We start from the raw sequence: 26,633 nt of genomic DNA on the forward strand, positions 1-26,633 counted from the left end.
TATGGAATCTCAACGCAATTTACTGCTTATCGGCCTGCTGTTTGTCAGCTTCTTGCTGTGGCAACAGTGGCAAACCGATAAAGCACCCAAACCCGCTGTAACTGAAAATACAGTTGCCACTTCCGTTCAAGAGACAACTCACAGCGCTGACGTTCCGGTTGCCAAATCAGGCATGCCAGGAGAAACGGCCGTGGCGTCCAAAGATCTTATCAGGGTCACCACAGATCAACTGGATGTACTGATCAACCCTGTCGGTGGTGACATAGTGCATGCTGCTCTGGTTTCTCACAAACTGGAACTGAACAAAGATGAACCGTTTGTCCTGTTGGAACAGAAACCCGGTTTTGTTTACATAGCCCAGAGTGGCCTGATGGGCACCGGCGGTACTGACAGTGTCAATAGCCGTGCCACCTATTCTGCCAGTGCCAAGGAATTCACCCTTGCCGATGGCCAGGATACACTGTCAGTTCCTTTGAGTTACACCGCAGCAAACGGCGCCAAGTACACCAAGATCTACACCTTCCACAAAGGCCAGTTTGCCGTGGGAGTTGAATACAAAATTGACAACACCACTTCTGAGCCGCTGCAGGTTCAGATGTACGGTCAGATTAAACAGACCATCAAACCTTCAGACAGCAGCATGATGATGCCTACCTATCGTGGTGCCGCCTTCTCAACTGCCGATATCCGCTACGAGAAGTACAAGTTTGACGATATCCAGGAAAAGGATCTGGAGAAGGAAACCAAAGGTGGCTGGGCCGCCATGCTGCAACACTACTTTGTGTCAGCCTGGGTTCCACCAAAGAATGAAACCAACACCATATTCACCAGAGAGAGCTCAGGAACCGCCAACATTGGCTACCTGGGTGAGCCAAAGACAGTAGCCCCGGGCACTGAAATGACCCTGAGCGCCGACTTCTACGTAGGTCCAAAGGATCAAGCCGCCCTGTCCGAGCTGTCTGATACCCTTAACCTGGTTGTAGATTATGGCTTCCTCTGGTGGCTGGCTGTACCTATCTACAAGCTGCTGATGTTCTTCCAGTCAATAGTGGGTAACTGGGGCTTGGCCATCATACTGATCACCCTGACGGTGCGCGGTATTCTGTTCCCGCTGACCAAGGCGCAATACACCTCCATGGCCAAAATGCGTAACCTGCAACCCAAACTGCAGGAGCTGAAGGACAAATTCGGTGATGATCGCCAGAAGATGGGCCAGGCCATGATGGAGTTGTACAAGAAGGAAAAAGTGAACCCTATGGGTGGCTGTCTGCCTATCTTGCTGCAAATGCCTATCTTTATTGCCCTTTACTGGGTACTGATGGAAGGTGTTGAACTGCGTCATGCGCCGTTCATGCTGTGGATTGACGATCTGTCGGTACAGGATCCTTACTACATTCTGCCGCTGCTGATGGGTATTTCCATGTTCCTGATGCAAAAAATGCAGCCAATGGCACCGACCATGGATCCTATGCAGCAGAAGATGATGCAATGGATGCCGGTAATCTTTACCGTGTTCTTCCTCTGGTTCCCATCCGGTCTGGTACTCTACTGGTTGGTGGGTAACATAGTTGCCATTATCCAGCAGAAGATTATCTATGCCGGCCTGGAGAAAAAAGGCTTAAAATAAGCCGATTTCGGGTCAAATGATCAAAGGCGGCCTAAGGGTCGCCTTTTGCTTTTATAAATACGTTTTCAAGGGTTAATGCAGTGACAACAGATACTATCGTGGCACAGGCCACCGCTCCAGGCCGCGGTGGTGTAGGCATAGTCAGAGTCTCGGGGCCCAAGGCCCAAGCCGTTGCACAGGCATTGCTGGGCCACCAGCCCAAGCCAAGATATGCCGATTACTGTGATTTCAAGGGAAGTCATGGAGAAGTGCTGGATCAGGGGATCGCCCTGTTTTTCAAAGGCCCGAATTCTTTTACCGGTGAAGACGTACTGGAACTTCAGGGCCATGGTGGTCAAATCGTCATGGACATGCTGATTAAGCGAGTCCTCGAAGTCGAGGGGATCCGCTTGGCACGCCCTGGGGAGTTCAGCGAACAGGCCTTCATGAATGACAAGCTGGATCTGACCCAGGCAGAAGCGATTGCCGATCTTATCGATGCCACCAGTGAACAGGCCGCCAAGAGCGCGCTGCAATCACTTCAGGGCGAGTTTTCCCGCGAAGTGCATGAGTTGGTGGAACAGGTTACCAATCTGCGTCTTTATGTCGAGGCCGCCATCGACTTTCCCGATGAAGAGGTGGATTTCCTCTCCGACGGTAAGATTGCCAATGCCCTTTATCGCATCATAGATAAACTGGACTTGGTACAGGCCAGTGCCAAACAGGGCGCCATCATCCGCGAAGGGATGAAAGTAGTGATAGCCGGCCGCCCCAACGCCGGTAAGTCCAGTCTGCTCAACGCCCTGGCGGGAAAAGAGTCGGCGATTGTCACCGAAATAGCCGGCACCACAAGGGATGTATTGCGGGAGCATATCCACTTGGATGGCATGCCACTGCATGTCATAGACACAGCCGGCCTGCGCGACACCACTGACACAGTGGAACAGATAGGGATAGAAAGAGCCTGGGCCGAAATCGCCACCGCCGACAGAGTGCTGTTTATGGTAGATGGCACAGAAACCCAAGCGATTGATCCCCATGAAATCTGGCCGGACTTTATTGATCGCCTGCCGGAAAACCTCGGCGTCACTGTGGTACGTAATAAGGCGGATCTGACCGGTGAGTCACTGAGTCCCAGCGAAGAGAAAGGCTATGACGTCTTTAGGATCTCAGCCAAAACCGGGCTCGGGGTCGATGCGCTGAAACAGCACCTCAAGAACCTGATGGGCTATCAAAGTAACCTGGAAGGCGGTTTTATCGCCCGTCGCCGTCACCTGGAAGCCTTGGAAGTCGCCGGTGAACATCTGCAGCAGGGCAAAGTACAGCTGGAAGTCTATCAGGCAGGTGAGCTGCTGGCCGAAGAACTGCGCATGACTCAACAGGCTCTGGCCGAGATCACAGGCCAATTTACCTCTGATGATTTACTGGGAAGAATTTTTTCCAGTTTCTGTATCGGGAAATAAAGTGGGCAAATAACGGAAAACAACAGCAAACGATAGCAGATAACCCACTGATTTTATTAGTTCGTCATTTTCCGTTTGTTGCCAAATCTAGTCCCCAGTTGGGCCCCATGACATGCTACTCGCACTGATTGGGGCCCAAGTGGAGTCTATCACGACGCCCCCAAACACCTACCCAGCGCCAACACAATAAAGAACATATGCTTCTCGCCGAAACCATTAAGAGTAAACGACTGGTTGAGTGGCAATCTCAGAAGCATAGATTTGAGAATCGAACCAAGCGTTCAGCTAGCTTCATTGATTACTTTCACCTAAATCGTCAAACTGAAATTTTCACCGCATACTGTGAAAATACATCTCCAACATATTTACCGAAAACAACCTTAAAGGGTTAATTCAATTGAGGTCGCCATACCAATCACCTAATCTTTCAGGGTGTAATTCCTGAGCAATTTTATTCTCAGGAGCAATTGAATCATCGAAGGATTGATCCAATAATGACCGCAAAATGACTATCAATTGCTTCAAGGGGTTGAAGCTATATACCACGAAAATTTTACGTTCACGGTATGACTTGGTATATCGAAATTGTTGCTCTAATTGCCATTGCAGCCAAATCAACAAACCCTGAGGCAGAGCACTGCCGAGGCCGGTGGCTTGAACGATTACAACAAGACTGCTTTAAAGGCCAGTGCTCGTAAGTAACCAGCACAAGTAAAGATAAAGGCCATAGTTATAAACGGCCTATTCCTGTTTAGGGATAAATAACTTAGTTCTTCAGGGAGGTAAAATGTCATTTCACTTGATGCCATCGATTTCAAATTCAGCTTGCGCCAGCGTTACACTCTGTATGTTCCTTATAGGAACTCCTTCCATTTTGATGGCAAACGAGAGTGGCGAACCAGCGCAATTGCTGATGGACAGGTTCCCCAAGCCCCATGAGATAGAGCTTGCGCGCCAAGGCGTGGCCGAGGCCAATATAGATAAGCCTTGGGAAACAGCTTGCCCCTATAGAGAACTAACAGGCACTGCTGAGGCTGAGGACGAGTTTTTCTTTCGCTGCCAACGTTGGGACGACTGTGTCTCTGCGGGTGGTTCAGCCAGCATTTACAGCGAGGCGTTCTTCCAGAATCATCAACGACAACCTAAAGATCAGATACCTTGGGAGTCTTACAGGGATGGTAGCATATTTCTTCTCGAGCCATCCGATTTCGAGAGGGTCACAGGTCACTTGAGACAGTATGCCCTGAAATCTGCAGAAGAAAATTGGCGCTTGTTTGAGGGGCGGGATGCTGTCGCGGCAAGTGACTTGGTGGAGAAGAAATTCTGGCAATGGTGCTCTGCCGAACCTTTGACTTTGTGGAAGGCAGAATATCAGTAGCAGGCGTACCCACACCCAAACAACAAATTTAATTTAAATAGAGACATCAGGCCTGTCAGGTGGTGAGTCTCAGCGGATCAAGATGATCCGCCATCTTGGCAGTAGTCTTAGCGATATTGCATATGTCTTTGATGAACCCAGCGTCGGGCTGCATGCCCGCGATGTCCGTCAACTCGCCAATTTACTCACTCGCCTGCGGAATAAGGGAAATAGTGTCCTCATAGTTGAACATGACCCAGATGTAATTGCCATTGCCGATCATGTTATCGATATGGGCCCTGGGGCCGGAGAAGCGGGTGGTCAGGTAGTTTATCAAGGCCCTTTTATAGGGCTCAAACAAGCAGATACCATGACAGGCCAAGGCTTGCGCCGAAAAAGTTCTCCAAGAGTATCACAGCGTAAAAACTCAGGTTGGCTCAAGCTTGAGCATCAGTCTATGTTCAATGTTCATGATCTGTCGGTCGATATTCCCCTCGGGGTCGTAACTGTGGTTGCCGGTGTCGCCGGCTCGGGGAAATCAACGTTAGCCAATAGGATATTGCCCCGCCTTTATGCAGACGTGGTGGTGATTGATCAAGACGAACTTCGCGCATCCTCCCGTTTAACCCTGCCAGCTATCTCGGTATCCTGGACGATATCCGTCGCCATTTCGCCAGGCAGAGTGGCAAAGCTGTCGGCCTATTCAGGAACAATGCAGCCGGGGCTTGCCCTGCATGTAAAGGACGAGGTGTTGTACGCACAGATCTTGCGTTTCTTGAAACTATTGAGTCTATGTGTGAAACCTGCCAAGGTTCGGGATACAGCGGGGAAGCCAGCACCAGACGAAAATAGTAAATGCACTGACACGCCTGATTCAGGTAGGACTCGGCTACATACAGATAGGTCAGCGGCTGTCCACTTTATCCGGAGGTGAAAGGCAGAGACTCAAACTGGCAGCAGAACTGGAACGAAGCGGAGGCATTTATGTCTTTGATGAACCCACCTCCGGTCTGCATATGGCCGATGTCGAGCGCCTGCTCGAGCTGTTTACCTTACTCGCAGATCAAGGAAAAACTGTGATAATCGTCGAGCATAATCTCGAGATGATAGCCAATGCCGACCACGTAATAGAAATGGGCCCGGGAGCCGGAAAACATGGCGGAAAGATAATCTATCAAGGCCCTCCGTTAGGAATGCTGACTTCCGCTACTTCGGTCACAGACCCTTTTTTGGAGGAGCAGATGTCAGGGAAACATGAGTTACTTAGGGAAGGTGCGAATAAGTCCTCGCGGTACTCTGGCTTACACAGCAATTGGCGTTCAAGGCATCTGACTGAAGGCATGCCGGGGCCTGTCAAAGTCGGATAACGCAGAGAGCCGGTTGCTGTGTAAGCCCCGAAGGGCGTGGCTTACAGGCCTGCCTGCTGTGTTGTGCTTCTTACAAAGGACTAAGGCCATTTGCTGCGAACCACGCCTTGCATCCATGCCCGTAAGCCGACGCAGAGCACGCATGGGACTTGTTCGCACCTTCCTTAGGGCCTAGCGCTCGGCAATCACAAAGCTGGCGACCATAGGATTGTGATCCGACACATCTGTTTCCGGCACATACAGCTCTTTGGGTTTCAATCCTCGATAAAAGAGATGATCCAAAGGATACCCCAGAACTCTTACCCTGTTATCCTCGCCAAAATGAGCCTCATTCAATCCCAAAGAGGAAGCGAAGGCGGCCAGCAGCATACTGCGTTCCTCACTCCAGGTATTGAAATCACCCGCCAGAATAATAGGCCCCACGACTCTTTCCTCAGCCAGGGCTTCAGTCAAAGACTTAAGTTGCTGCCGATATTCTTCGATACCGACACTGAAGTTAATTCCATGGACATTGACCACAGTCAATAATGAGCCATCAGACAAAGGATATTCGGCAACCAAGGCCGTCTTGGGCAACCGCAACCAGGGCTCAAGAGTACGGTAGCCACAACTGCTCAAGGCAGCGCTGCGTGACAGATTCATCACTCCAGCCGGGGTATCCAATACACTGAAAGCATTGGCGAAACGCCAAAACCACTGCGCAGCACTCAAATAAAGATACATGCCGGGATCCAGACTGGCTTCCTGCAGCAGCACCAACTGCCTGCCTGTTGTAAAATCATCGAGACGAGAACGCCACAGGCCGTTTTGCTGCTTCTGAATATTCCAGATCAACACGCCAAACTCACCATTCTTATCCAGCGCCTTTGCCGTTGGCGTTTGGATACAGGCCGCGCCGGTATTGGAATCAACCCTATCAGATTGCAGTTGAACATTTGCCGGTACGGTAAACAACCAATGCCATCCCCCGAGTATCACCAGCAAAGAAAGCAACGGGAAGATCAGCAACCACTTCAGTTTCATATCAGCCTCAAGCGCAGAAAAAGCCTACAACAGGATCAATGCAATAGTGCTCAAACTCAGGTTACCCAAGGCTGTCTGTCACCGCAAATTGGATTAATATGGGCCGATTAAATCAAGGCGCCAGGCGCTACATACAGAGAGGATTATCATGGCGAAAGTCGAAGTATTAGTTGGAACCACCTTGGGAGGAGCCGAATATGTCGCCGAAGAACTCATCAATAAGCTTGAACAAAACGGCCACCAGACAAGCCTTTACTTAACCCCACAGTTGGAGCAACTGGATCCCAAAGCCCTTTGGTTGATCGTTTCCTCCACCCATGGGGCCGGCGATCTTCCGGATAATTTGCTGCCCTTCTATCAGGAATTACTCCAGTCAAACCAAAACCTGCAGGACTGTCGGTATGCTTTATGTGCAATCGGCGACTCGAGTTATGACACTTTCTGCCAAGGCCCGGAAAAGCTGCTACAGCAACTGAGCGCCAAGGGAGCCAAGCCCTATGTGGATAAGATCCAGATCGATGTTCAGTACGATCCCGTACCGGAAGATCCAGCATTGGCATGGCTCGACGACTGGCTGCCCGAGTTATAAAATGCTTTTCAACCTGAATAAAGCATCAAGTACTCACAATTTAGATCTAACTTACCCACAGATTAAGTCTAAAAAACATAACTCTGTGGATAATACTTTATTTTGATCTGATCAATCTTTGTATGAATCAGATCCTCGATACGGCCCAGATCCACCTTGTGGATAAGATCGCGATCTATCCCCAGCTTTAATGGAGATAGATCGCCAACAGATCACAGGATCACTTCAATTTAAGCTGTTGTTTTTAATAAGCAATAATCCTTACCCACAGCAAAGTGCGATCCTAATAGTAAACACAATAAGAAGATCTATATAAAGATCTTAAGATCTATAAGCCTGATCCCCTGCGATCCAAGAGCACAAAATAGAGCATTCACCTGCATCATTACAGATGCTAAAATGATCGGCTGATATTCCTTTTTCATCCCTTACCCAGCCAAAGGTAAATCTATGCGTTTTCATGAACGGTTTGATGTAATTGTTGTAGGTGGTGGTCATGCCGGAACTGAAGCCGCATTGGCTGCTGCCAGAATGGGTGTCAATACCCTACTCCTGACCCACAATATTGACACTTTGGGTCAGATGTCCTGTAACCCGGCTATAGGGGGTATAGGTAAAGGGCACTTGGTTAAAGAGATAGATGCCTTGGGTGGTGCCATGGCAACAGCAACTGACTATGCCGGGATCCAATTCAGAACCCTGAATTCAAGTAAGGGTCCAGCGGTAAGAGCTACCAGAGCCCAAGCGGATCGAGCCTTGTATCGGCAAAAGATCCAACAGATATTACAAAACCAACCTAACTTAAGGATCTTTCAACAGGCTGTTGACGATCTGGTTGTTGAAAACAACAGAGTCATAGGGGTTGTCACCCAAATGGGGCTGGCTTTTGAAGCACCTGCCGTGGTGTTGACTGCCGGCACTTTCCTCGGTGGCAAGATCCACATAGGTCTGGAAAACTACAGTGGTGGTCGTGCCGGTGATCCTCCGGCGATCGCCCTGGCCCACAGACTCAGGGAGTTGCCTATTCGGGTTGGCCGCCTTAAGACAGGTACGCCACCGCGTATCGATGCCCGCAGCGTCGACTTCCAACAGATGACTGAACAGCAGGGGGATAACCCTCTTCCCGTGATGTCTTTTATCGGAGATGTGAGTCAGCATCCACAGCAAATTTCTTGCTATATCACTCATACCAATGAGAAAACCCATGAAATCATTCGTGGTGGCTTGGATCGAAGCCCCATGTATTCAGGGGTTATCGAAGGTATAGGTCCGAGATACTGTCCATCGATTGAAGACAAGATCCATCGCTTTGCCGACAAGAGTTCTCACCAGATCTTTATTGAACCCGAGGGGCTCAATACCAATGAGTTATACCCCAATGGTATCTCCACTAGTTTGCCATTCGATGTACAAATTGCCTTGGTCCGTTCGATCAAGGGGATGGAAAATGCCGAGATCATGCGTCCTGGCTATGCCATCGAATATGATTACTTTGATCCTCGAGATCTGAAAAATTCGCTGGAAACCAAAACCATAGATGGACTGTTCTTTGCCGGTCAGATCAATGGCACCACAGGTTATGAAGAAGCCGGAGCTCAAGGTTTGCTGGCGGGCATGAATGCAGCTTTGCAGGTACAAGGCAAAGACGCCTGGGCACCTAGACGTGATCAGGCTTATCTCGGTGTGTTGGTGGACGACCTCTCGACTCTGGGCACCAAAGAGCCCTATCGCATGTTCACCAGTCGCGCCGAATACCGCTTGCTGCTGCGTGAAGATAATGCTGACCTGCGCCTGACCGAGAAAGGTCGCGAGTTGGGCTTGGTTGACGATCAACGCTGGGCCAAGTTCTCTGCCAAGGTTGAGGCGATTGAATCTGAGCTGCAACGCCTGCGCAGTCAATGGATCCATGTGAATTCACCTCTGGTTGAAGCGCTGAATCCGCATCTCAATACGCCAATATCTCGTGAAGCTTCGTTTGAAGAGTTGCTGCGGCGCCCTGAGTTGGATTATGACAAGCTTATGGGGATCGAAGGCTTTGGACCGGGTCTTGAGGATCGTCAAGCCGCTGAACAGGTGCAGATCCAGGTTAAATATGCCGGTTATATTCAGCGTCAGCAGGAAGAGATCGCCAAAGCGCAGCGCAACGAAAATACCGGCCTGCCGCTGGAGCTCGATTACAACGAAGTGCCGGGCTTGTCCAATGAAGTGATCGCCAAACTCAATGCCCATAAACCGGAAACCATAGGCCAGGCTTCCAGGATCTCGGGGGTAACTCCGGCAGCCATCTCCATTTTGCTTGTGCATCTGAAAAAACGGGGATTACTGCGCCGCTCGGCCTGATACCGTGAACTATTCCAGAGCCGGGGAAGCAGTGGATGCTTCCCTTGGCCGTTTTGGGGCCGCATAATAGCCCCGCAGTATTTTTCTGGGGAGAATACCCGTGCTTGCAGCACAGTTAAAAACATATCTGGCAGAGACTGGCCTCAATGTATCGGATGAACAGCAGCAACAACTGCTCGGTTTTGTTGCCATGCTCAACAAATGGAACAAGGCCTATAACCTGACCTCGGTGCGCGATCCTGAGCAGATGCTTATCCGGCATATCATGGATAGCCTGGTCGTCTCCCCTCATCTCAAGGGGCAGCGTTTTATTGATGTGGGTACTGGCCCTGGGTTACCCGGTATTCCGCTGGCGATTTTGAATCCGGATAAAGAATTTGTGCTGCTCGATAGCCTGGGCAAGCGGATCCGTTTTCAAAAACAGGTTCAGATTGAACTCAAATTAAAAAATATACAGTCGGTTGAGAGCCGGGTGGAAGCCTTTCAGGATCCACAAGGGTTTGATGGGGTGCTCAGTCGCGCCTTTGCCTCAGTGGCAGACATGTTAAGCTGGTGTCAGCATTTGCCGGCGCAAAATGGGGTATTCTATGCCCTTAAAGGGCAGTTGAACCCTGATGAGTTGACCGGGATCCCTGAGGGATACAGCATCAGGGAATCCATCGAACTCAAGGTTCCTAAATTGGATGAACAGAGACATCTGCTGATCATAGCTCCCCAGGTTTGAATGCCTTGCAATTGGCTGGCGTATCAAGCAACTTGATGCAAACGGAACCGGGCATCAATAACAAAATTGACAGACAAGGTGACAGTGTGGCGAGAATTATTGCCGTAGCCAACCAGAAAGGTGGCGTTGGAAAAACAACAACTTGTGTTAATTTGGCAGCCTCTTTGGCGGCAACCAAGCGGCGGGTGCTATTGATCGATCTGGATCCCCAGGGCAATGCCACCATGGGGAGTGGTGTCGACAAGTACGAAGTTGAAAACACCGCCTACGAGTTGCTGGTGGAAGAAAAGAGTTTTGACGAAGTCGTTGTGCGTAACACAGCCGGGAAATACGATCTCGTTGCCGCCAACGGTGATGTGACTGCCGCCGAAATCAAATTGATGGAGTTCTTTGCCAGAGAGATTCGCCTGCGCAATGCCTTGGCAAAAGTACAGGATGAGTACGACTTCATCTTTATCGACTGCCCTCCTTCGCTGAATATGTTGACAGTAAACGCCATGTCGGCGGCCGACTCAGTACTGGTTCCCATGCAGTGTGAGTACTATGCCCTGGAAGGCTTGACCGCCCTGATGGATACCATTTCCAAGTTGGCGGCCATGGTTAATCCCAAGCTCGGGATCGAGGGAATACTGAGAACCATGTACGATCCCCGAAACCGCCTGGCCAACGATGTTTCCGATCAGCTGAAACAGCATTTCGGTGACAAGGTTTACCGCACTGTTATCCCAAGAAATATTCGCTTGGCCGAGGCGCCGAGTTTTGGCGCACCGGCGATGTACTATGACAAGAGCAGCGCCGGCGCCAAGGCTTATCTGGCTTTAGCCGGCGAAATTATTCGACGCTCCGAACAGAACCAGCAAGCGAAACAGGCATAAAGGAATGAGCATGACACCGAAAAAACGGGGGCTGGGCAAGGGCCTGGACGCACTTTTGAGTACCAGCCATGCGGCGAGCAAGAAGCGTGATGATGCCGAGCAATCCAAGGTTGATGCCGGCGAAACTCTGCTTACCCTGGATGTGGATCTGCTGCAGCCCGGCAAGTATCAACCCCGTAAAGACATGTCGCCCGAGGCTCTGGAAGAGCTGGCCGAATCCATCAAGGCTCAGGGAGTCATTCAACCCATTGTGGTGCGTAAGATCAGCGATGACAAATACGAAATCATCGCCGGTGAACGTCGCTGGTGCGCGGCGCAAATTGCCAAGCTGGACAAGGTGCCCTGCATAGTCAAACAGGTTGCCGACGAGGCTGCTGTGGCTATTGCCCTGATTGAAAATATTCAGCGGGAAGACCTCAATGCCATGGAAGAGGCCGTTGCGCTTAACCGCTTGATCGAAGAATTTGATCTCACTCACCAACAAATAGCTGATGCTGTGGGAAAATCCCGGGCTACCGTTTCGAACCTGCTGCGGCTCAATGGTCTGAATGAACCGGTAAAGCGGTTGTTGGAGTATGGTGATATCGAAATGGGCCATGCCCGAGCCTTGCTGGCCTTGCAAGGTGAAGAGCAAACTTCTGTTGCACGATTGGTGGTGGCAAAGGAATTGACCGTTCGTGAAACCGAACGATTGGTAAATAAGGTCTTAAATCCTGCCAAAGAGGCCGAAAAGCCTGTAAAAGATACCGATGTTGCCCGTCTGGAGAGTCAGTTAATTGAGAGGTTAGGCGCAAAAGTTTCCATTTCCCACGGTAGTAAGGGAAAGGGAAAAATTGTAATTAACTATCAAAATCTGGCTGAATTAGACGGTATTCTTGCCAAAATCCATTAAAAAAACGTGGTTAACGCTTTTTAGTGTAAATTTGTGACGTTTGTTAATATTGCATTTATACGAATTTGGGTCTGTATCACGTTAAAAGGTGAGGTTTTTACTTATCTCAAAGTTGCAAAGAAGACTTGAAAAGGTATACTTTCGCAAGCTTTTTGTACCTCGACTCCATACGGATATTTGTAGTCCGGTCATCGAAACAAAAAGTAGTAATGCGGAGAAGAATGATTGAGTAAGGTTTTAGCGCGTCGTGGCCGTTGGTCAGCCTATAAGTTGGTGATGATGCAGGCGGCGATAGCTGGGGGTGCTTCAATTATCTTTTTCGCCGTGTGGGGAGCCCAGTTTGGCTATTCTGCTCTGGCAGGAACTGCCATAGCTGTGCTCCCTAATTTTGTATTCGCGACCCTGGCTTTTTCCCATATGGGAGCAAGCGCTGCCGGTAAAGTTCTCAAAGGCTTTTACTGGGGGGAAGCGGTAAAGTTGCTGTTAACAATAGCATTGTTTTCGCTGGTATTTATCAATTTAAAGGTCGCATTTATGCCCCTTTTTGTTTGCTATGTACTGGCGTTGGTAGTGCATTGGGCAGCTCCTTTGTACTTCAAGCAAAGTTAAGTGGGATGAATCATGGCTGCATCTGGTGAAGCATTAACACCGCAGGGCTATATCCAGCATCACCTTACCAACCTTACCGTTGGTGAAGGTTTCTGGACATGGCACGTTGATTCATTGCTCTTTTCGGTTGGTCTTGGCGTGCTGTTTCTGTGGTTGTTCCGCAGCGTTGGCAAAAAGGCAACTTCTGGCGTTCCCGGTAAGCTTCAATGCTTTATCGAAATGATCGTCGAGTTTGTCGACAACAGCGTTAAAGATACATTCCATGGTCGCAATGCCTTGATAGCACCTCTTGCTCTGACTATTTTCATGTGGGTATTCATGATGAACCTCATGGATATGGTGCCCGTTGACTGGGTACCACATGCGGCCTCTTTGGCTGGTGTGCCTTATCTGAAAATAGTACCGACTACTGACCTTAACATCACTTTCAGCCTCGCGTTGGGCGTGTTTGTGCTGATTATTTACTACAGCATCAAGGTCAAAGGTGTGTCAGGTTTTGCGAAAGAACTGACGCTACAGCCCTTCAACCATTGGGCAATGATACCCGTCAACTTCCTGCTCGAAATAGTTACCTTGATAGCTAAGCCCATTTCATTGGGGCTACGTCTTTTTGGTAACTTGTATGCAGGTGAGTTGATCTTCATCCTTATTGCGCTGATGTATGGTGCCAACTTGGCGATTGCCGCTCTGGGTGTGACTCTGCAACTGGGCTGGCTGATCTTCCATATTCTGGTTATCACGCTGCAAGCGTTTATTTTCATGATGCTGACTATCGTTTACCTAAGCATGGCTCATGAAGATCATTAAGGACTGCTGAAGAAATTTTTTAACTAAATCATCAACTAACATAGATTTAGATACTGGAGATACAGATGGAAACGATTCTGGGCTTTACTGCAATTGCTGTTGCTCTGCTCATTGGTTTGGGTGCACTGGGTACCGCTATCGGTTTCGGCCTTTTGGGTGGTAAGTTCCTGGAAGGCGCTGCGCGTCAACCAGAAATGGCTCCTATGCTGCAAGTTAAGATGTTCATCGTGGCGGGTCTGCTCGACGCCGTAACCATGATCGGTGTAGGTATTGCACTTTACATGCTGTTTACTAACCCACTGGGTGCAATGCTGTAATAAACGCTTCTGTCTTAACTCTAAATAGGAGGCTGTTGTGAATATCAACGCTACCCTAATCGGTCAGACGGTCGCCTTTATTATCTTCGTGTGGTTCTGCATGAAGTTTGTATGGCCCCCTTTGATGAATGCCATCGAAGCGCGCCAGAAAAGGATTGCTGATGGTCTTGCTGACGCTGACCGTGCAGCAAAAGACCTGGAGTTGGCTCAAGCGAAAGCGACTGACCAACTGAAAGACGCCAAGGCTACAGCCAACGAAATCATTGAGTCTGCCAACAAGCGCAAGGCTCAGATTATTGACGAAGCCAAAGCTGAAGCAGACGCTGAGCGTGCGAAAATCATTGCTCAGGGTAAAGCAGAAATTGAAGCTGAACGTAATCGCGTGAAAGAGGAACTGCGTAAGCAGGTTGCTACTCTTGCCATCACTGGTGCAGAGAAGATCCTCGAGCGTTCGATTGATGAAGCCGCCCAAAGCGACATAGTTAATAAACTAGTTGCTGAAATTTGATAAGGGAGTTGAGTTATGGCTGAGTTAACCACCATTGCTCGCCCTTACGCTAAGGCAGCTTTTGACTTTGCTGTTGAACATCAAGCAGTAGAAAACTGGGCAGAAATGCTCGATTTCGCGGCAATGGTGAGTGAAAACGAATCCATGAAGCCACTGCTGGCTGGATCTATGTCCAGCAATAAGCTAGCTGCACTCTTTATCAATATCTGTGGCGAGCAAATTGATGAGCACGGTCAAAATCTGATCAAGGTAATGGCTGAAAACGGTCGCTTGGAGGTACTGCCTGCTGTATCTCAGCTCTATGCTGAGTTTCGCCACGAATGGGCTAAGGAAATCGAAGCCAGCGTGGTGTCTGCTACTGAGCTTAGCTCTGAGCAGCAACAGCAGATCAGTGTTTCTTTAGAGAAACGTCTCGCACGCAAAGTTAAGCTGAATTGCAGCGTCAACGCCGAGCTTATCGCCGGTGTAATTATCAAGGCAGGGGATCTGGTTATAGACGGATCCATCCGCGGTAAATTGAACCGCCTGTCTGATAAGCTGCAGTCGTAATTGGGAGTTTGAGCATGCAACTGAATTCCACTGAAATCAGCGATCTGATTAAGCAGCGGATCGAGCAGTTCGAAGTCGTCAGTGAAGCCCGCAACGAAGGTACTATCGTTTCGGTCAGTGACGGCATCATCCGCATTCACGGCCTGGCCGATGTAATGCAGGGTGAGATGATCGAACTGCCTGGCAACCGTTATGCAATCGCGTTGAACCTTGAACGTGATTCTGTAGGTGCCGTAGTTATGGGTCCTTATGCCGATCTGGCTGAGGGCGTAAAAGTTAAAACCACTGGCCGTATTCTGGAAGTTCCAGTGGGTCGTGGTCTGCTGGGACGTGTTGTTAACACCCTGGGTGAGCCAATCGACGGTAAAGGACCAATCGACAACGATGGTTTTGCACCTGTTGAAATGATTGCTCCTGGTGTTATTGAGCGTCAATCCGTATCTCAACCGGTGCAAACCGGTTATAAAGCGGTTGATGCCATGATCCCTATCGGTCGTGGTCAGCGTGAGCTGATCATCGGTGACCGTCAAACCGGTAAAACTGCGATGGCTATCGACGCCATCATCAACCAGAAAGATTCCGGCATCAAGTGTGTGTACGTTGCAGTAGGCCAGAAGGCTTCTACTATTGCCAACGTAGTACGCAAGCTGGAAGAGCACGGTGCTCTGGCCAACACTATTGTTGTGGTTGCTACTGCTTCTGAAGCAGCTGCCCTGCAGTACCTGGCACCATACTCTGGTTGTACCATGGGTGAATATTTCCGTGACCGCGGTGAAGATGCTCTGATCGTTTACGATGACCTGTCCAAGCAGGCTGTTGCTTACCGTCAGATCTCCCTGCTGCTGAAGCGTCCACCAGGCCGTGAAGCTTACCCTGGTGACGTATTCTATCTGCACTCTCGTCTGCTGGAACGTGCTTCCCGCGTGAACGAAGAGTACGTTGAGAAGTTCACCAATGGTGAAGTAAAAGGCAAGACGGGTTCTTTGACCGCTCTGCCAATTATTGAAACCCAGGCAGGTGACGTATCTGCGTTCGTACCGACCAACGTAATTTCTATTACCGACGGTCAGATCTTCCTTGAAACTGACCTGTTCAACTCTGGCCTGCGTCCAGCGGTTAACCCAGGTATCTCTGTTTCTCGTGTAGGTGGTGCGGCTCAGACCAAGATCATCAAGAAACTGTCCGGCGGTATCCGTACTGCTCTGGCACAGTATCGAGAGCTTGCTGCGTTCTCACAGTTTGCGTCTGACCTTGACGATGCAACTCGTGCCCAGCTGGAGCACGGTGAGCGTGTAACCGAACTGATGAAGCAAAAGCAATACGCTCCTATGAGCGTAGCTGACCAAGCTGTATCTATTTTTGCAGCTGAAAAAGGCTACCTGAAAGGTATTGAGCTGAAGAAGATCGGTGACTTCGAAGCCGCTCTGCTCTCTTTCATGAACGGCGAGCATGCTGAGCTGATGAAGCTGATCAACGATAGCGGCGATTACAATGCCGAAATCGAAGCTGAGCTGAAGGCTGGTCTCGACAAGTTCGTGGCAACCCAAACCTGGTAAATACATGCGAGGTGTCATAAGGCACCTCAGGTCCAGATTGGAGAGTAGAGATGGCCGGCGCTAAAGAGATTAAAACCAAGATCGCGAGTGTGAAAAACACTCAGAAGATCACGTCCGCCATGGAAATGGTGGCAGCCAGCAAAATGCGTAAGGCGCAGGACCGCATGGCTGCAAGCCGTCCATATGCGGAGAGCATGCGTAAGGTGATCGGTCACGTCGCTCAAGGTTCTCTGGAGTACAAACACCCCTACCTGGAGGTGAGAGAACCCAAGCGGGTTGGTTACATAGTAGTGGCAACCGACCGTGGCCTTTGTGGTGGTCTGAACGTCAACCTGTTCAAAAAGGTTGTCGCAGACGTGAAAAGCTGGAAAGAGCAAGGTGTAGAAGTTGAATTCTGCCCTATCGGTGCTCGCAGTGTTCAGTTTTTCAAGAGCTTTGGTGGCAAGGTACAGGCCCATGCTTCAGGTTTAGGTGATGCTCCCAAGCTCGCTGACCTGATTGGTACTGTGCGGGTAATGCTCCAGGCTTACAACGAAGGCAAGCTGGATCGTCTGTATGTGGTATTCAACAAGTTTGTTAATACCATGACGCAGACTCCTGTGATCGAGCAGCTGCTACCTTTGCCTAAATCAGACGAAGATGACGTAGCGCATCGCTGGGACTACATCTATGAGCCAGATCCAAAGGTCTTGTTGGACAAGCTTTTGGTTCGTTATGTGGAGTCTCAGGTGTATCAGGGTGTCGTTGAAAACATTGCTTCCGAGCAGGCTGCCCGTATGGTGGCCATGAAGGCAGCAACAGACAACGCCGGCACGCTGATCGATGATCTGCAACTGGTATACAACAAGGCCCGTCAGGCGGCGATTACGCAAGAGCTGTCGGAAATTGTGTCAGGTGCAGCCGCGGTTTAGGCTGGGTAACGAATACAAGTTTTAGAGGATTAATCATGAGCACAGGTACTGTTGTCCAAGTGATTGGCGCGGTTGTGGACGTTGAGTTTCCACAAGATGCCGTACCTCAGGTATATGACGCTCTGAAGATCACAGGCGAAGGCGCCTGTAAAGGCTTGGTGCTGGAAGTTCAGCAACAGCTGGGTGGTGGTGTAGTTCGTACCATCGCCATGGGTTCTTCCGATGGTCTGCGTCGTGGTATCGAGGTAGAAAACTCTGGTTCACCAATTTCCGTTCCGGTTGGGGCTGCGACCCTTGGCCGTATCATGAACGTTCTGGGTGAGCCTGTGGATGAAGCGGGCGCTATCGGTGAAGATGAGCGTTATATCATCCACCGTGATGCTCCTTCTTATGAAGAGCAATCTAACACCACTGAATTGCTGGAAACCGGCATCAAGGTTATTGACCTGGTATGTCCGTTCGCCAAGGGTGGTAAAGTAGGTCTGTTCGGTGGTGCGGGTGTTGGTAAGACAGTTAACATGATGGAACTGATCAACAACATCGCTAAAGCCCACTCAGGTCTGTCAGTATTCGCCGGTGTAGGTGAGCGTACCCGTGAAGGTAACGACTTCTACTACGAGATGAAAGACTCAGGCGTACTGGACAAGGTAGCCATGGTGTACGGTCAGATGAACGAGCCACCAGGTAACCGTCTGCGTGTTGCTCTGACCGGTCTGACTATGGCCGAGAAGTTCCGTGACGAAGGTCGTGACGTACTGTTGTTCGTTGACAACATCTACCGTTACACCCTGGCTGGTACCGAAGTATCGGCACTGCTGGGTCGTATGCCTTCAGCTGTGGGTTATCAGCCAACACTGGCTGAAGAGATGGGTGTTCTGCAAGAACGTATTACTTCTACCAAAGTGGGTTCTATCACTTCGGTACAAGCGGTATACGTACCTGCGGATGACTTGACTGACCCAAGCCCTGCAACTACCTTCGCCCACTTGGATGCGACCGTGGTACTGTCTCGTCAAATCGCTTCTCTGGGTATCTACCCAGCGGTTGACCCACTGGATTCCACCTCTCGTCAGCTGGATCCACAGGTTGTTGGCCAAGAGCACTATGACGTGGCAAACGGTGTACAGACAGTTCTGCAGCGTTACAAAGAGCTGAAAGACATCATCGCTATTCTGGGTATGGACGAGTTGTCAGATGATGACAAGATGACAGTATCCCGCGCCCGTAAGATCGAGCGTTTCCTGTCTCAGCCATTCCACGTAGCTGAAGTCTTTACCGGTTCTCCAGGTAAGTACGTGCCCCTGAAAGAAACCATCCGTGGCTTCAAGGGAATTCTGGACGGTGAGTTCGATCACCTGCCAGAGCAAGCGTTCTACATGGTTGGTTCAATCGACGAAGCCGTTGAGAAAGCCAATAAGAAATAACTAGGCAATATTGCATAGTTTGGTAAGGAGAACGGGATGGCAGCCATGACAGTACAGCTTGATATCGTCAGTGCAGAGAGCAAAATCTTCTCAGGCCTTGTTGCCCATTTACAGGTAACAGGTTCTGAGGGTGAACTGGGTATTATGCCTGGTCACACTCCGCTGCTGACCAATATCAAACCTGGCATGGCGCGCATCGTCAAACAAAATGGTCAGGAAGAGGTGTTTTACCTTTCAGGTGGTTTACTGGAAGTTCAACCCAATTCCGTGTCCGTATTGGCTGATGTTGTAATGCGTGCCGATGAGATTGACGAGCAGGCTGCAGTAGAAGCCAAGCGTCGTGCTGAGGCCCACATGGCCGATGCCGGTGCTGACTTCGATTATGCTGCGGCAGCAATTGAACTGGCTAAGGCCGTGGCTCAGTTGCGGGTCGTTGAGACCATCAAGAAGAACATTGCCAGATAACAGCACTGCTGAAAAAAGGCGCCTCAGGGCGCCTTTTTTGTGTTTGTTACTCCTGCTTGCTTCAAGCAGCTTTGCAAGCTGCATGAGCGCTGCATTTTTACTGTGATTCCGGTACACTTGCGCCAGCCTATAGAAAAGGAATCTCCCATGTCATTGAATGTTGTAATTCTCGCCGCCGGGAAAGGGACCCGGATGCGTTCCGATTTGCCTAAAGTCCTGCATAAGGTTGCCCATAAGCCCATGGTGCAGCATGTGATTGATACGGCTCATTCACTTAATGCCGACAAGATCAATCTGGTTTACGGTTATGGCGGCGACAAGCTGATGACGGAACTGGGCGAGCAACCGCTTAACTTTGTGCTGCAGGCTGAACAACTTGGCACTGGCCACGCGGTAGCCCAGGCGATTCCCCAGATAGATGACAATGACACTGTATTGGTGCTCTATGGTGACGTTCCCCTCACCCGCAAGGAAACTCTGGAAGCCCTGCTTGCTGCCAGGCAAAACGATGGCGTAGCCGTACTGACAGTGCATCTGGATGACCCAAGCGGCTATGGCCGTATGGTGCGCGAGCATGGCAAGGTGGTTGGCATAGTCGAACAAAAAGATGCTACTGCCGAGCAACTCAAGATTAATGAGATCAACAGCGGCATCATGGCATTGCCGGGCAAACAATTGAAAAACTGGCTCGGACGCTTGGAAAACAACAATGCTCAGGGCGAGTTTTATCTTACCGATGTGATCGCCATGGCTCACGCCGATGGTGTGGCCATAGACACGGCTCATCCAGTTAATTCCATAGAGACCGAAGGCGCCAATAACAGGGTGCAGTTGGCGGCGTTGGAACGTGCTTATCAGCAGCGCTGTGCTGAAGCCTTGATGTTGGATGGTGCCAACTTAAGAGATCCGGCACGCATAGATGTTCGCGGTGAAGTGACCGTCGGCATGGATGTGATGATAGATGTTAATGTGATCTTCGAAGGTAAAGTGGTGCTGGGTAATAACGTGACTGTTGGCGCCGGGGCTATCCTTATCGATTGTGAGATTGCCGACAACGCCGAGATTAAGCCTTACAGCATAGTAGAGGGCGCCAAGTTGGGTGATGGCGCCAGTGCCGGCCCGTTTGCTCGTCTGCGTCCGGGCGCTGAACTCAAGCAAGATGCCCATATAGGCAATTTTGTTGAGATGAAGAAAGCCGTACTCGGTGTGGGCTCCAAGGCTGGGCATCTGGCTTACCTCGGAGATGCACAAATTGGCCAAGGGGTAAACATAGGGGCCGGTACCATTACCTGCAATTATGATGGCGCCAACAAACATCTGACCGTTATTGAAGATGAAGTGTTTGTTGGTAGCGACACTCAACTGGTTGCTCCTGTCACTATCGGCAAGGGAGCCACACTGGGAGCCGGTTCCACTGTAACCCGTGATGTCGGCGCTGATGAACTGGTTATTACCAGGGTCAAGCAGAAACATATCAAGGACTGGAAGCGTCCACAAAAGCAAAAGAAGTAATTCCCTTAAATGAAAGCACCCACCTGGGTGCTTTCTATCTCACAAACCCGCGAATGGGTTTGAAGTCAATCATATTTAATTGTAAATATCCGTAAAGAAACTTAAATACTAATTCTTCTCATTTATATTTGCTGGCAAAAATAGAACAGATTGCCGGTCCGGCATCGAGAATGAGGTGATTATGAGGTTTAAGTTTTCCTGTGTAGGTATGGCAGTGGTTGCTGCTATCTCTTCAATGCCACTGGCAGCAGAGCAAGCGCCAGAAGATATTGAACGCATCAGTGTTACCGGCCGTAGCTTCAATGATTATAAGACCGGCGTCGCCTCAGGCGCGATGCGTGGTGATATCAATCTGATGGATACACCTCAATCCGTTACCGTTATCCCCGACTTTGTCACCGATGAACAGCTGGCAACGAACCTAGCTGAAGTATTGGTAAATGATTCTTCGGTCACAGCGGGTACACAGCGTTGGAACAGGCAGGTTTTCTCTATTCGGGGGTTTGAACTGGACTCTGGATCGGGCTACTTGATCAATGGTCATCAACAGTGGTCGCACTATGTACAACCTATTGAAACCCTGCAGCAGGTAGAAGTACTCAAAGGTCCATCCAGTATGCTCTACGGCCAGTCAGGCCCTGGTGGCTTGGTTAATATGGTGACCAAGAAGCCGACCTACGACACTCTGTTTAACCTGGGGTTTGATACCGATGACAATGGCTCTACCCGCTTTCAGCTGGATGCCGGTGGTAGCCTAAACGAAGCTCAAACCATACGTTATCGCACAGTGTTGGTTAAGCAGGACACCCAATATTGGCGCGAATATCAGGATGGTGAAAATCAGGAAAGAGATCGTTGGCTGGGCTATTTAAACCTGGAGTTTGATCTCAGCGACGATATTACCTTGGCGTTGAAATATGACCACACCCAAGATAAGACCGGGATTGATGTGGGTGGCTGGTTGAATAAAAAAGGTGAGCTTATCGGTGGCAGAGACATTATCTGGGATATGCCTTGGGCATTTACCGATAATAAGGTACAGAACATGGGAGCCGATTTGGTTTGGCATCTCAACGATGACTGGAATGTGAAGCTGGGATATAACCACCAGAAGTTCCAGCGTCAGCGCTTGGATTCTGCTCCGTCTTATAATGAAAATGCGATGACGGATGGCTATAGCATCAGACCTTTCGATCGTTATGATGATTGGCAGCACAAGACTGCATATGTGGATTTCAGTGGTCATTTCAATACAGGCAGTATCGAGCATCAGTTGCTGATAGGTGCCAATTATCTGGACTACTTCTATCAACAACGTCGCGACCGCGGCGGCTCCATAACCGTAATTCCTGGTACAGGCCTACCTGCCAAGCCGGATCTTGATTATCACTCTGTGGCCAAGGGTGACCCTAGTGAATATGACTTCTATGGCGTCTACATTCAGGATTTAATCAGCTTGAACGAACAGTGGAAACTGCTCGCAGGTATACGCTATGACGAGCAAAAAGAAGACGGAGTTACCGACAGCGCAACGTCTCCCAAGTTTGGCATCATCTATTCGCCTACGGATAATGGCAGTATTTACCTGAACTACTCCAAGAGCTTTGTTCCTCAAGGAAGTGTTGATAACGAACTGGATCTTAATGACGGTATGGAACTGGATCCCGAATATGGTGAGCAGTATGAATTGGGCACCAAGTGGGAGCTGTTCGACAATAGCTTGTTGCTGACCGCTGCTGTGTTTGATATTAAGATAGACAACAGGATTGTCACTCACAGCTTGGATGTCCCTCAAGGTGATAAGAGCAAAATTACCCGTCAGGATGGGACTCAGCATCACAAGGGTTTCGAGATGGGAGCTCAGGGGCAGTTAAGTGATAAGTGGTTTATGACTGGTTCCATGATGTATCTGGATGCCACTTACAAGACGGGAGATGAACTGGATGGAAAGACTCCTATAGATGCTCCTGAATGGTCGGCCAATATTTGGACCCGTTATGAGATGACTGAAGCACTGGCTCTGAACTTCGGTGCCGTTTATGTCGGTGAGCGCTTTGCTGATAAAAACAATCAGATCACCAAAGACGGTTATGTACGTTTCGATATAGGTGCAGCTTATACCTTTGATATTGCCGGTACCGAGTTGGGTGTTCGCGCCAACATACGTAATTTGTTCGATAAAGATTATCTGGATGGCGGTGATTACCAGATGGTCACTATCGGTGAAGGTCGCCATTTCAGTCTGGCACTTGAAGCCAAGTTTTAATCGCCAATAGATATCATGCTATTCAGCAATGCCGGCCACTCCAGTGGCTGGCATTTTTTATGGATGAAATCTAATTCTTTCGGCTTCTTGTGACGCGCCCAGGCTCGGGCTGGCTTTAAGGCATGCCTGTATATCGGCAGAACTACTAACGGGCTTTTTTCACTCAGTAATTGCGTTTAGGTTTCGAAGTTATATAATTCGCCTTTCGAATCGAAACTTATTCAGTCTGGAATGACCAAACGCAACACTCAACAAAGGCGTCACGCCATAGTTACCCTGCTGCAGCAGCAGGGTGAAGTCAGTGTCGATGCCTTGGCGCTGAAGTTTGAAACTTCGGAAGTGACCATACGTAAAGACTTGGCAGCCCTGGAGAAAACCGGTTTGCTGCTGCGTCGTTATGGTGGCGCCGTCGTCGTTCCTCAAGAGATGACCCAAACCTTATCTGAACCGCCTTCCCGCAATAAGTTGGCCATAGCTCAGGCCGCTGCCGGGCTTATCAAAGATCATAACCGCATCATCATAGATTGTGGCAGCACCACTTTGGGGCTTATTCCTGAGCTCAATGATAAGCGCGGTCTGGTGGTTATGACCAACTCCCTGCAGTTGGCCAATGCGATACATGAATTGGAAAATGAGCCCACACTCTTGATGACAGGGGGCACTTGGGATCCCCACTCCGAATCTTTTCAAGGACAGGTGGCTGAGCAAGTATTGCGTTCCTACAACTTTGACCAGCTTTTTATCGGTGCCGATGGCATTGACTTGCAGCGAGGCACCACCACTTTCAATGAGTTGATTGGACTCAGCCGGGTGATGGCGGAAGTCTCCAGGGATGTGGTGGTGTTGCTCGAATCGGAAAAGGTGGGTCGCAGAATTCCTAATCTTGAGTTGCCCTGGGAGTTGGTCACGACCCTGGTGACAGATGACAGGCTGCCTGATGCAGCCGCTGAAAGTATTTCAAATCAAGGGGTAAAGCTGATCTTAGCCCCTTTTACAGCATAAACTTTAAATTAAGCAGATATTGATATGTGTGGAATTGTTGGCGCAGTAGCGCAGCGGGATGTAGTTGAAATCTTGATAGAGGGGCTGAAACGCCTGGAATATCGTGGCTATGATTCGGCCGGTGTGGCTGTCATTCACCAAGGTGAACTGACCCGTACCCGCAGAGTTGGCAAGGTGCAGGAGTTGGCCGATGCTTTGCAAACTGCTCCTTTGGCCGGTGGTACAGGTATCGCCCATACCCGTTGGGCGACCCATGGTGAGCCCAGTGAGCGCAACGCGCATCCACATCAATCCGGCAGCGACATAGCCGTGGTGCACAACGGCATTATTGAAAATCACGCTAAATTGCGGGAGATGCTCAAGGGCTTGGGGTATCAGTTCAACTCAGATACAGATACAGAAGTTATTTGTCATCTGGTCGACCATGAGCTTAAGTCTGCCCCCGGCTTGCTGGCGGCGGTACAAGCCACGGTCAAACAACTGGAAGGTGCCTATGGCACTGTGGTCATCGACCGCCGTGACCCTGAACGGCTGGTGGTCGCCCGCAGTGGCAGCCCATTGGTAATAGGCTTTGGCCTGGGAGAAAACTTCGTCGCCTCGGATCAGTTGGCGCTGCTGCCGGTGACCCGTACTTTTGCCTTCCTGGAAGAGGGCGATGTTGCCGAAGTGACTCGCCGTGAGGTCCATATCTATGATCTGGACGGTAACCCGGTAATACGTGAAAAGAAAGAGTCGGAAATCACCCATGATGCCGGTGACAAGGGCGAGTATCGTCACTATATGCTAAAAGAGATCTATGAGCAGCCAATGGCGCTGGCCCGTACTCTCGAAGGACGAATTGCCCAACAGCAGGTGCTGGATAGTGCCTTTGGTGATAATGCAGACGAGCTTCTCAAAGATATCAAACACGTACAGATCATTGCCTGTGGTACCAGTTACCATGCCGGTATGGCGGCACGTTATTGGCTGGAAGATTGGGCCGGTGTTTCCTGTAATGTGGAAATCGCCTCTGAATTCCGCTACCGCAAGTCGCATCTGTTCCCCAACAGCCTGTTGGTCACCATTTCTCAATCCGGTGAAACGGCCGATACCCTGGCGGCAATGCGTTTGGCCAAAGAGATGGGGTACAAGGCAACCTTGACCATATGTAACGCCCCCGGGTCCTCGCTGGTTCGCGAGTCCGACATGGCATATATGATGAAAGCCGGTGCCGAGATAGGTGTGGCTTCCACCAAGGCTTTTACCGTGCAGTTGGCCGGTTTGTTGATGCTGACGGCGGCACTGGGACGTTATAACAGCATGAGTGTGGAAATGCAGGCGGCAATCGCCCAGAGTCTGCAGTCTATGCCGGCTAAAGTGGAGCAGGCTCTGGGGTTGGATGATGCCATTGCTGAGTTGGCAGAAGACTTTGCCGATAAGAGCCATGCCCTGTTCCTGGGACGTGGCGATCAGTACCCCATAGCGATGGAAGGCGCGCTGAAGCTGAAGGAGATTTCCTATATTCATGCCGAGGCTTATGCATCCGGAGAGCTGAAACATGGACCATTGGCGCTGATCGATGCCGACATGCCTGTGATAGTGGTGGCACCCAATAATGAACTGCTTGAAAAGCTCAAGTCCAATGTGGAAGAAGTGCGTGCCCGTGGTGGCTTGATGTATGTGTTTGCTGATGTTGATGCTGAATTTGCATCCGATGACACCATGAAGGTAATTCCTGTGCCACATTGTGATGAGTTTATGGCACCGCTTATTTACACCATTCCGCTGCAGTTGCTGTCATACCATGTTGCCCTGATCAAAGGGACTGATGTGGATCAGCCAAGAAACTTGGCCAAGTCGGTTACTGTGGAGTAATTGGCCGGAATCAAGCTCAAGCCTGTGTGGGATTAAAATAAAGTAGGTTACTTTTAAATATAGTTGGTAACTAGTAAATAAAGCTGGTAACTTGGCTCCGTATACTTTATTCGCAAATGTCGGAGGTACGGAGCTTGACCAGCTTATCCCTTGATTCTCGTTCCCTGAAATGGGTTAAACAGGGTCGCGGACAGGGTTCAGGAAAAGATTACCAACCCTGGCTGACAGTCAGAGACCTGCCTTCTGCAGGACGATCTCACCGTATCTGGGGATTTCAGACTCAACGAACCCACCATCTGTTGTCAGACTTAGAGCTGGCAGCGTTCTTTCTGTTTGATTGGAATCCATCTGTCACTGATATCCGGGAGCAATATCCTCTCCGACTAGAAGATACCATTGAACTTGCAGTGCAAGCGCGTATCCATCATCCCGAAGTACGAGGACAAATTCAAGTCATGTCCACGGATTTTCTAGTGGACACTAATAAGCCTGAGCTTCCAAGAATGGCTATTCAGGTAAAAACCTCTTCAGATCTTTCAAACCCTAGAACCATCGAAAAACTGGAACTTGCACGGCGGTACTGGGCGTTAAAGGAAGTGCCATGGTATTTGCTGACT

25 protein-coding genes are annotated in these 26,633 nt (G+C 49.8%); 24 read left to right on the forward strand and 1 reads right to left on the reverse strand.

All coding sequences use genetic code 11. The features are described 5' to 3' along the window. Position 1: 1 nt before the first annotated feature. The 5 genes from yidC to ON072_RS21130 all read left to right on the forward strand — a co-directional run bounded on the left by yidC (position 2) and on the right by ON072_RS21130 (position 5,793). Positions 2-1,627: a membrane protein insertase YidC gene (gene yidC / locus ON072_RS15075; protein ID WP_274626088.1), complete on the forward strand. Its 1,626-nt coding sequence runs from the start codon at positions 2-4 to the stop codon at positions 1,625-1,627. A gap of 80 nt (positions 1,628-1,707) precedes the next feature. Next, positions 1,708-3,069 (forward strand): tRNA uridine-5-carboxymethylaminomethyl(34) synthesis GTPase MnmE, encoded by a 1,362-nt coding sequence (gene mnmE, locus ON072_RS15080; protein ID WP_096142810.1) that lies wholly within the window; start codon positions 1,708-1,710, stop codon positions 3,067-3,069. An 877-nt stretch (positions 3,070-3,946) separates the two neighbouring features. Then, complete coding sequence (locus tag ON072_RS15085; RefSeq protein WP_186297232.1) at positions 3,947-4,447, forward strand: hypothetical protein; 501 nt, start codon at positions 3,947-3,949, stop codon at positions 4,445-4,447. A gap of 82 nt (positions 4,448-4,529) precedes the next feature. Next, on the forward strand, positions 4,530-5,360 hold the full coding sequence (locus tag ON072_RS15090) for a zeta toxin family protein (RefSeq protein ID WP_144167256.1): 831 nt from the start codon (positions 4,530-4,532) through the stop codon (positions 5,358-5,360). Further along, on the forward strand, positions 5,326-5,793 hold the full coding sequence (locus ON072_RS21130; RefSeq protein ID WP_342656061.1) for a hypothetical protein: 468 nt from the start codon (positions 5,326-5,328) through the stop codon (positions 5,791-5,793). Before ON072_RS15090 ends, ON072_RS21130 begins: the two co-directional genes overlap by 35 nt. A gap of 171 nt (positions 5,794-5,964) precedes the next feature. On the opposite strand, the gene ON072_RS15100 is transcribed toward ON072_RS21130, so the two are convergent. Continuing rightward, positions 5,965-6,816 carry an endonuclease/exonuclease/phosphatase family protein gene (locus ON072_RS15100; RefSeq protein ID WP_261753211.1) on the reverse strand — a complete coding sequence of 284 codons (852 nt, stop codon included), beginning with the start codon at positions 6,814-6,816 and terminating at the stop codon, positions 5,965-5,967. A gap of 148 nt (positions 6,817-6,964) precedes the next feature. Here ON072_RS15100 and mioC point away from each other — a divergent pair, with 148 nt between their 5' ends. From mioC to ON072_RS15195, 19 genes are all read left to right on the forward strand, one after another. Next, the gene (mioC, locus tag ON072_RS15105) at positions 6,965-7,405 is read left to right on the forward strand and encodes an FMN-binding protein MioC (RefSeq protein WP_107111420.1); all 441 of its coding nucleotides are present in this window, start codon (positions 6,965-6,967) and stop codon (positions 7,403-7,405) included. Positions 7,406-7,855: 450 nt separating this feature from the next. Continuing rightward, positions 7,856-9,745, forward strand: a complete 1,890-nt coding sequence (gene mnmG / locus ON072_RS15110; protein WP_044735595.1) for a tRNA uridine-5-carboxymethylaminomethyl(34) synthesis enzyme MnmG — start codon at positions 7,856-7,858, stop codon at positions 9,743-9,745. 100 nt (positions 9,746-9,845) lie between these two features. Beyond that, positions 9,846-10,469 carry a 16S rRNA (guanine(527)-N(7))-methyltransferase RsmG gene (gene rsmG / locus ON072_RS15115; RefSeq protein ID WP_025889675.1) on the forward strand — a complete coding sequence of 208 codons (624 nt, stop codon included), beginning with the start codon at positions 9,846-9,848 and terminating at the stop codon, positions 10,467-10,469. Positions 10,470-10,555: 86 nt separating this feature from the next. Next, a complete protein-coding gene (locus ON072_RS15120) occupies positions 10,556-11,344 on the forward strand; it encodes a ParA family protein (RefSeq protein WP_025889676.1) in 789 nt (262 codons plus the stop codon). 10 nt (positions 11,345-11,354) lie between these two features. After that, positions 11,355-12,236, forward strand: coding sequence for a ParB/RepB/Spo0J family partition protein (locus tag ON072_RS15125; RefSeq protein ID WP_274626089.1), 882 nt, complete (start codon positions 11,355-11,357; stop codon positions 12,234-12,236). A gap of 225 nt (positions 12,237-12,461) precedes the next feature. Continuing rightward, entirely contained in the window at positions 12,462-12,845 is a 384-nt protein-coding gene (locus tag ON072_RS15130) for an ATP synthase subunit I (protein ID WP_028780951.1), read from the forward strand. Positions 12,846-12,857: 12 nt separating this feature from the next. Beyond that, positions 12,858-13,652 carry a F0F1 ATP synthase subunit A gene (gene atpB / locus ON072_RS15135; RefSeq protein ID WP_025011728.1) on the forward strand — a complete coding sequence of 265 codons (795 nt, stop codon included), beginning with the start codon at positions 12,858-12,860 and terminating at the stop codon, positions 13,650-13,652. Between the two features lie 65 nt (positions 13,653-13,717). Then, on the forward strand, positions 13,718-13,969 hold the full coding sequence (gene atpE, locus ON072_RS15140) for a F0F1 ATP synthase subunit C (protein WP_025011729.1): 252 nt from the start codon (positions 13,718-13,720) through the stop codon (positions 13,967-13,969). A 37-nt stretch (positions 13,970-14,006) separates the two neighbouring features. Further along, positions 14,007-14,477: a F0F1 ATP synthase subunit B gene (atpF, locus tag ON072_RS15145; protein WP_028780952.1), complete on the forward strand. Its 471-nt coding sequence runs from the start codon at positions 14,007-14,009 to the stop codon at positions 14,475-14,477. A 15-nt stretch (positions 14,478-14,492) separates the two neighbouring features. Next, entirely contained in the window at positions 14,493-15,026 is a 534-nt protein-coding gene (atpH, locus tag ON072_RS15150; RefSeq protein ID WP_025011730.1) for a F0F1 ATP synthase subunit delta, read from the forward strand. Between the two features lie 14 nt (positions 15,027-15,040). Further along, positions 15,041-16,582 (forward strand): F0F1 ATP synthase subunit alpha, encoded by a 1,542-nt coding sequence (gene atpA / locus ON072_RS15155; protein ID WP_025011731.1) that lies wholly within the window; start codon positions 15,041-15,043, stop codon positions 16,580-16,582. 50 nt (positions 16,583-16,632) lie between these two features. Beyond that, entirely contained in the window at positions 16,633-17,493 is an 861-nt protein-coding gene (gene atpG / locus ON072_RS15160; RefSeq protein WP_025889684.1) for a F0F1 ATP synthase subunit gamma, read from the forward strand. A gap of 35 nt (positions 17,494-17,528) precedes the next feature. After that, the gene (gene atpD, locus ON072_RS15165) at positions 17,529-18,917 is read left to right on the forward strand and encodes a F0F1 ATP synthase subunit beta (RefSeq protein WP_025889685.1); all 1,389 of its coding nucleotides are present in this window, start codon (positions 17,529-17,531) and stop codon (positions 18,915-18,917) included. A gap of 36 nt (positions 18,918-18,953) precedes the next feature. Beyond that, complete coding sequence (locus ON072_RS15170; RefSeq protein WP_025011732.1) at positions 18,954-19,382, forward strand: F0F1 ATP synthase subunit epsilon; 429 nt, start codon at positions 18,954-18,956, stop codon at positions 19,380-19,382. A 147-nt stretch (positions 19,383-19,529) separates the two neighbouring features. After that, complete coding sequence (gene glmU, locus ON072_RS15175; RefSeq protein ID WP_071237024.1) at positions 19,530-20,894, forward strand: bifunctional UDP-N-acetylglucosamine diphosphorylase/glucosamine-1-phosphate N-acetyltransferase GlmU; 1,365 nt, start codon at positions 19,530-19,532, stop codon at positions 20,892-20,894. A gap of 181 nt (positions 20,895-21,075) precedes the next feature. After that, positions 21,076-23,160 (forward strand): TonB-dependent siderophore receptor, encoded by a 2,085-nt coding sequence (locus ON072_RS15180; protein ID WP_044735593.1) that lies wholly within the window; start codon positions 21,076-21,078, stop codon positions 23,158-23,160. 231 nt (positions 23,161-23,391) lie between these two features. Then, positions 23,392-24,162: a DeoR/GlpR family DNA-binding transcription regulator gene (locus tag ON072_RS15185; RefSeq protein WP_025011733.1), complete on the forward strand. Its 771-nt coding sequence runs from the start codon at positions 23,392-23,394 to the stop codon at positions 24,160-24,162. 24 nt (positions 24,163-24,186) lie between these two features. Further along, entirely contained in the window at positions 24,187-26,016 is a 1,830-nt protein-coding gene (gene glmS, locus ON072_RS15190; protein ID WP_145840030.1) for a glutamine--fructose-6-phosphate transaminase (isomerizing), read from the forward strand. Between the two features lie 134 nt (positions 26,017-26,150). After that, positions 26,151-26,633: TnsA endonuclease N-terminal domain-containing protein (locus ON072_RS15195; RefSeq protein WP_274626090.1), on the forward strand; the 483-nt coding region annotated here is incomplete at its 3' end.

The sequence above is a fragment of the Shewanella sp. K8 genome (assembly GCF_028823715.1).
GTDB classification, from domain to species: Bacteria; Pseudomonadota; Gammaproteobacteria; order Enterobacterales; family Shewanellaceae; genus Shewanella; species Shewanella algae.

Bases quoted from the DNA above. Each gene is read 5' to 3' on its own strand.
- atpE (WP_025011729.1), top strand. From the start codon at position 13,718: ATGGAAACGATTCTGGGCTTTACTGCAATTGCTGTTGCTCTGCTCATT.
- ON072_RS15185 (WP_025011733.1), top strand. From the start codon at position 23,392: ATGACCAAACGCAACACTCAACAAAGGCGTCACGCCATAGTTACCCTG.
- glmS (WP_145840030.1), top strand. From the start codon at position 24,187: ATGTGTGGAATTGTTGGCGCAGTAGCGCAGCGGGATGTAGTTGAAATC.
- mioC (WP_107111420.1), top strand. From the start codon at position 6,965: ATGGCGAAAGTCGAAGTATTAGTTGGAACCACCTTGGGAGGAGCCGAA.
- ON072_RS15180 (WP_044735593.1), top strand. From the start codon at position 21,076: ATGAGGTTTAAGTTTTCCTGTGTAGGTATGGCAGTGGTTGCTGCTATC.
- ON072_RS15170 (WP_025011732.1), top strand. From the start codon at position 18,954: ATGGCAGCCATGACAGTACAGCTTGATATCGTCAGTGCAGAGAGCAAA.
- ON072_RS15090 (WP_144167256.1), top strand. From the start codon at position 4,530: ATGATCCGCCATCTTGGCAGTAGTCTTAGCGATATTGCATATGTCTTT.
- glmU (WP_071237024.1), top strand. From the start codon at position 19,530: ATGTCATTGAATGTTGTAATTCTCGCCGCCGGGAAAGGGACCCGGATG.
- atpD (WP_025889685.1), top strand. From the start codon at position 17,529: ATGAGCACAGGTACTGTTGTCCAAGTGATTGGCGCGGTTGTGGACGTT.
- ON072_RS15100 (WP_261753211.1), bottom strand. From the start codon at position 6,816: ATGAAACTGAAGTGGTTGCTGATCTTCCCGTTGCTTTCTTTGCTGGTG.
- ON072_RS15125 (WP_274626089.1), top strand. From the start codon at position 11,355: ATGACACCGAAAAAACGGGGGCTGGGCAAGGGCCTGGACGCACTTTTG.
- atpB (WP_025011728.1), top strand. From the start codon at position 12,858: ATGGCTGCATCTGGTGAAGCATTAACACCGCAGGGCTATATCCAGCAT.
- ON072_RS15085 (WP_186297232.1), top strand. From the start codon at position 3,947: ATGGCAAACGAGAGTGGCGAACCAGCGCAATTGCTGATGGACAGGTTC.
- atpG (WP_025889684.1), top strand. From the start codon at position 16,633: ATGGCCGGCGCTAAAGAGATTAAAACCAAGATCGCGAGTGTGAAAAAC.
- yidC (WP_274626088.1), top strand. From the start codon at position 2: ATGGAATCTCAACGCAATTTACTGCTTATCGGCCTGCTGTTTGTCAGC.
- atpA (WP_025011731.1), top strand. From the start codon at position 15,041: ATGCAACTGAATTCCACTGAAATCAGCGATCTGATTAAGCAGCGGATC.
- mnmG (WP_044735595.1), top strand. From the start codon at position 7,856: ATGCGTTTTCATGAACGGTTTGATGTAATTGTTGTAGGTGGTGGTCAT.
- atpH (WP_025011730.1), top strand. From the start codon at position 14,493: ATGGCTGAGTTAACCACCATTGCTCGCCCTTACGCTAAGGCAGCTTTT.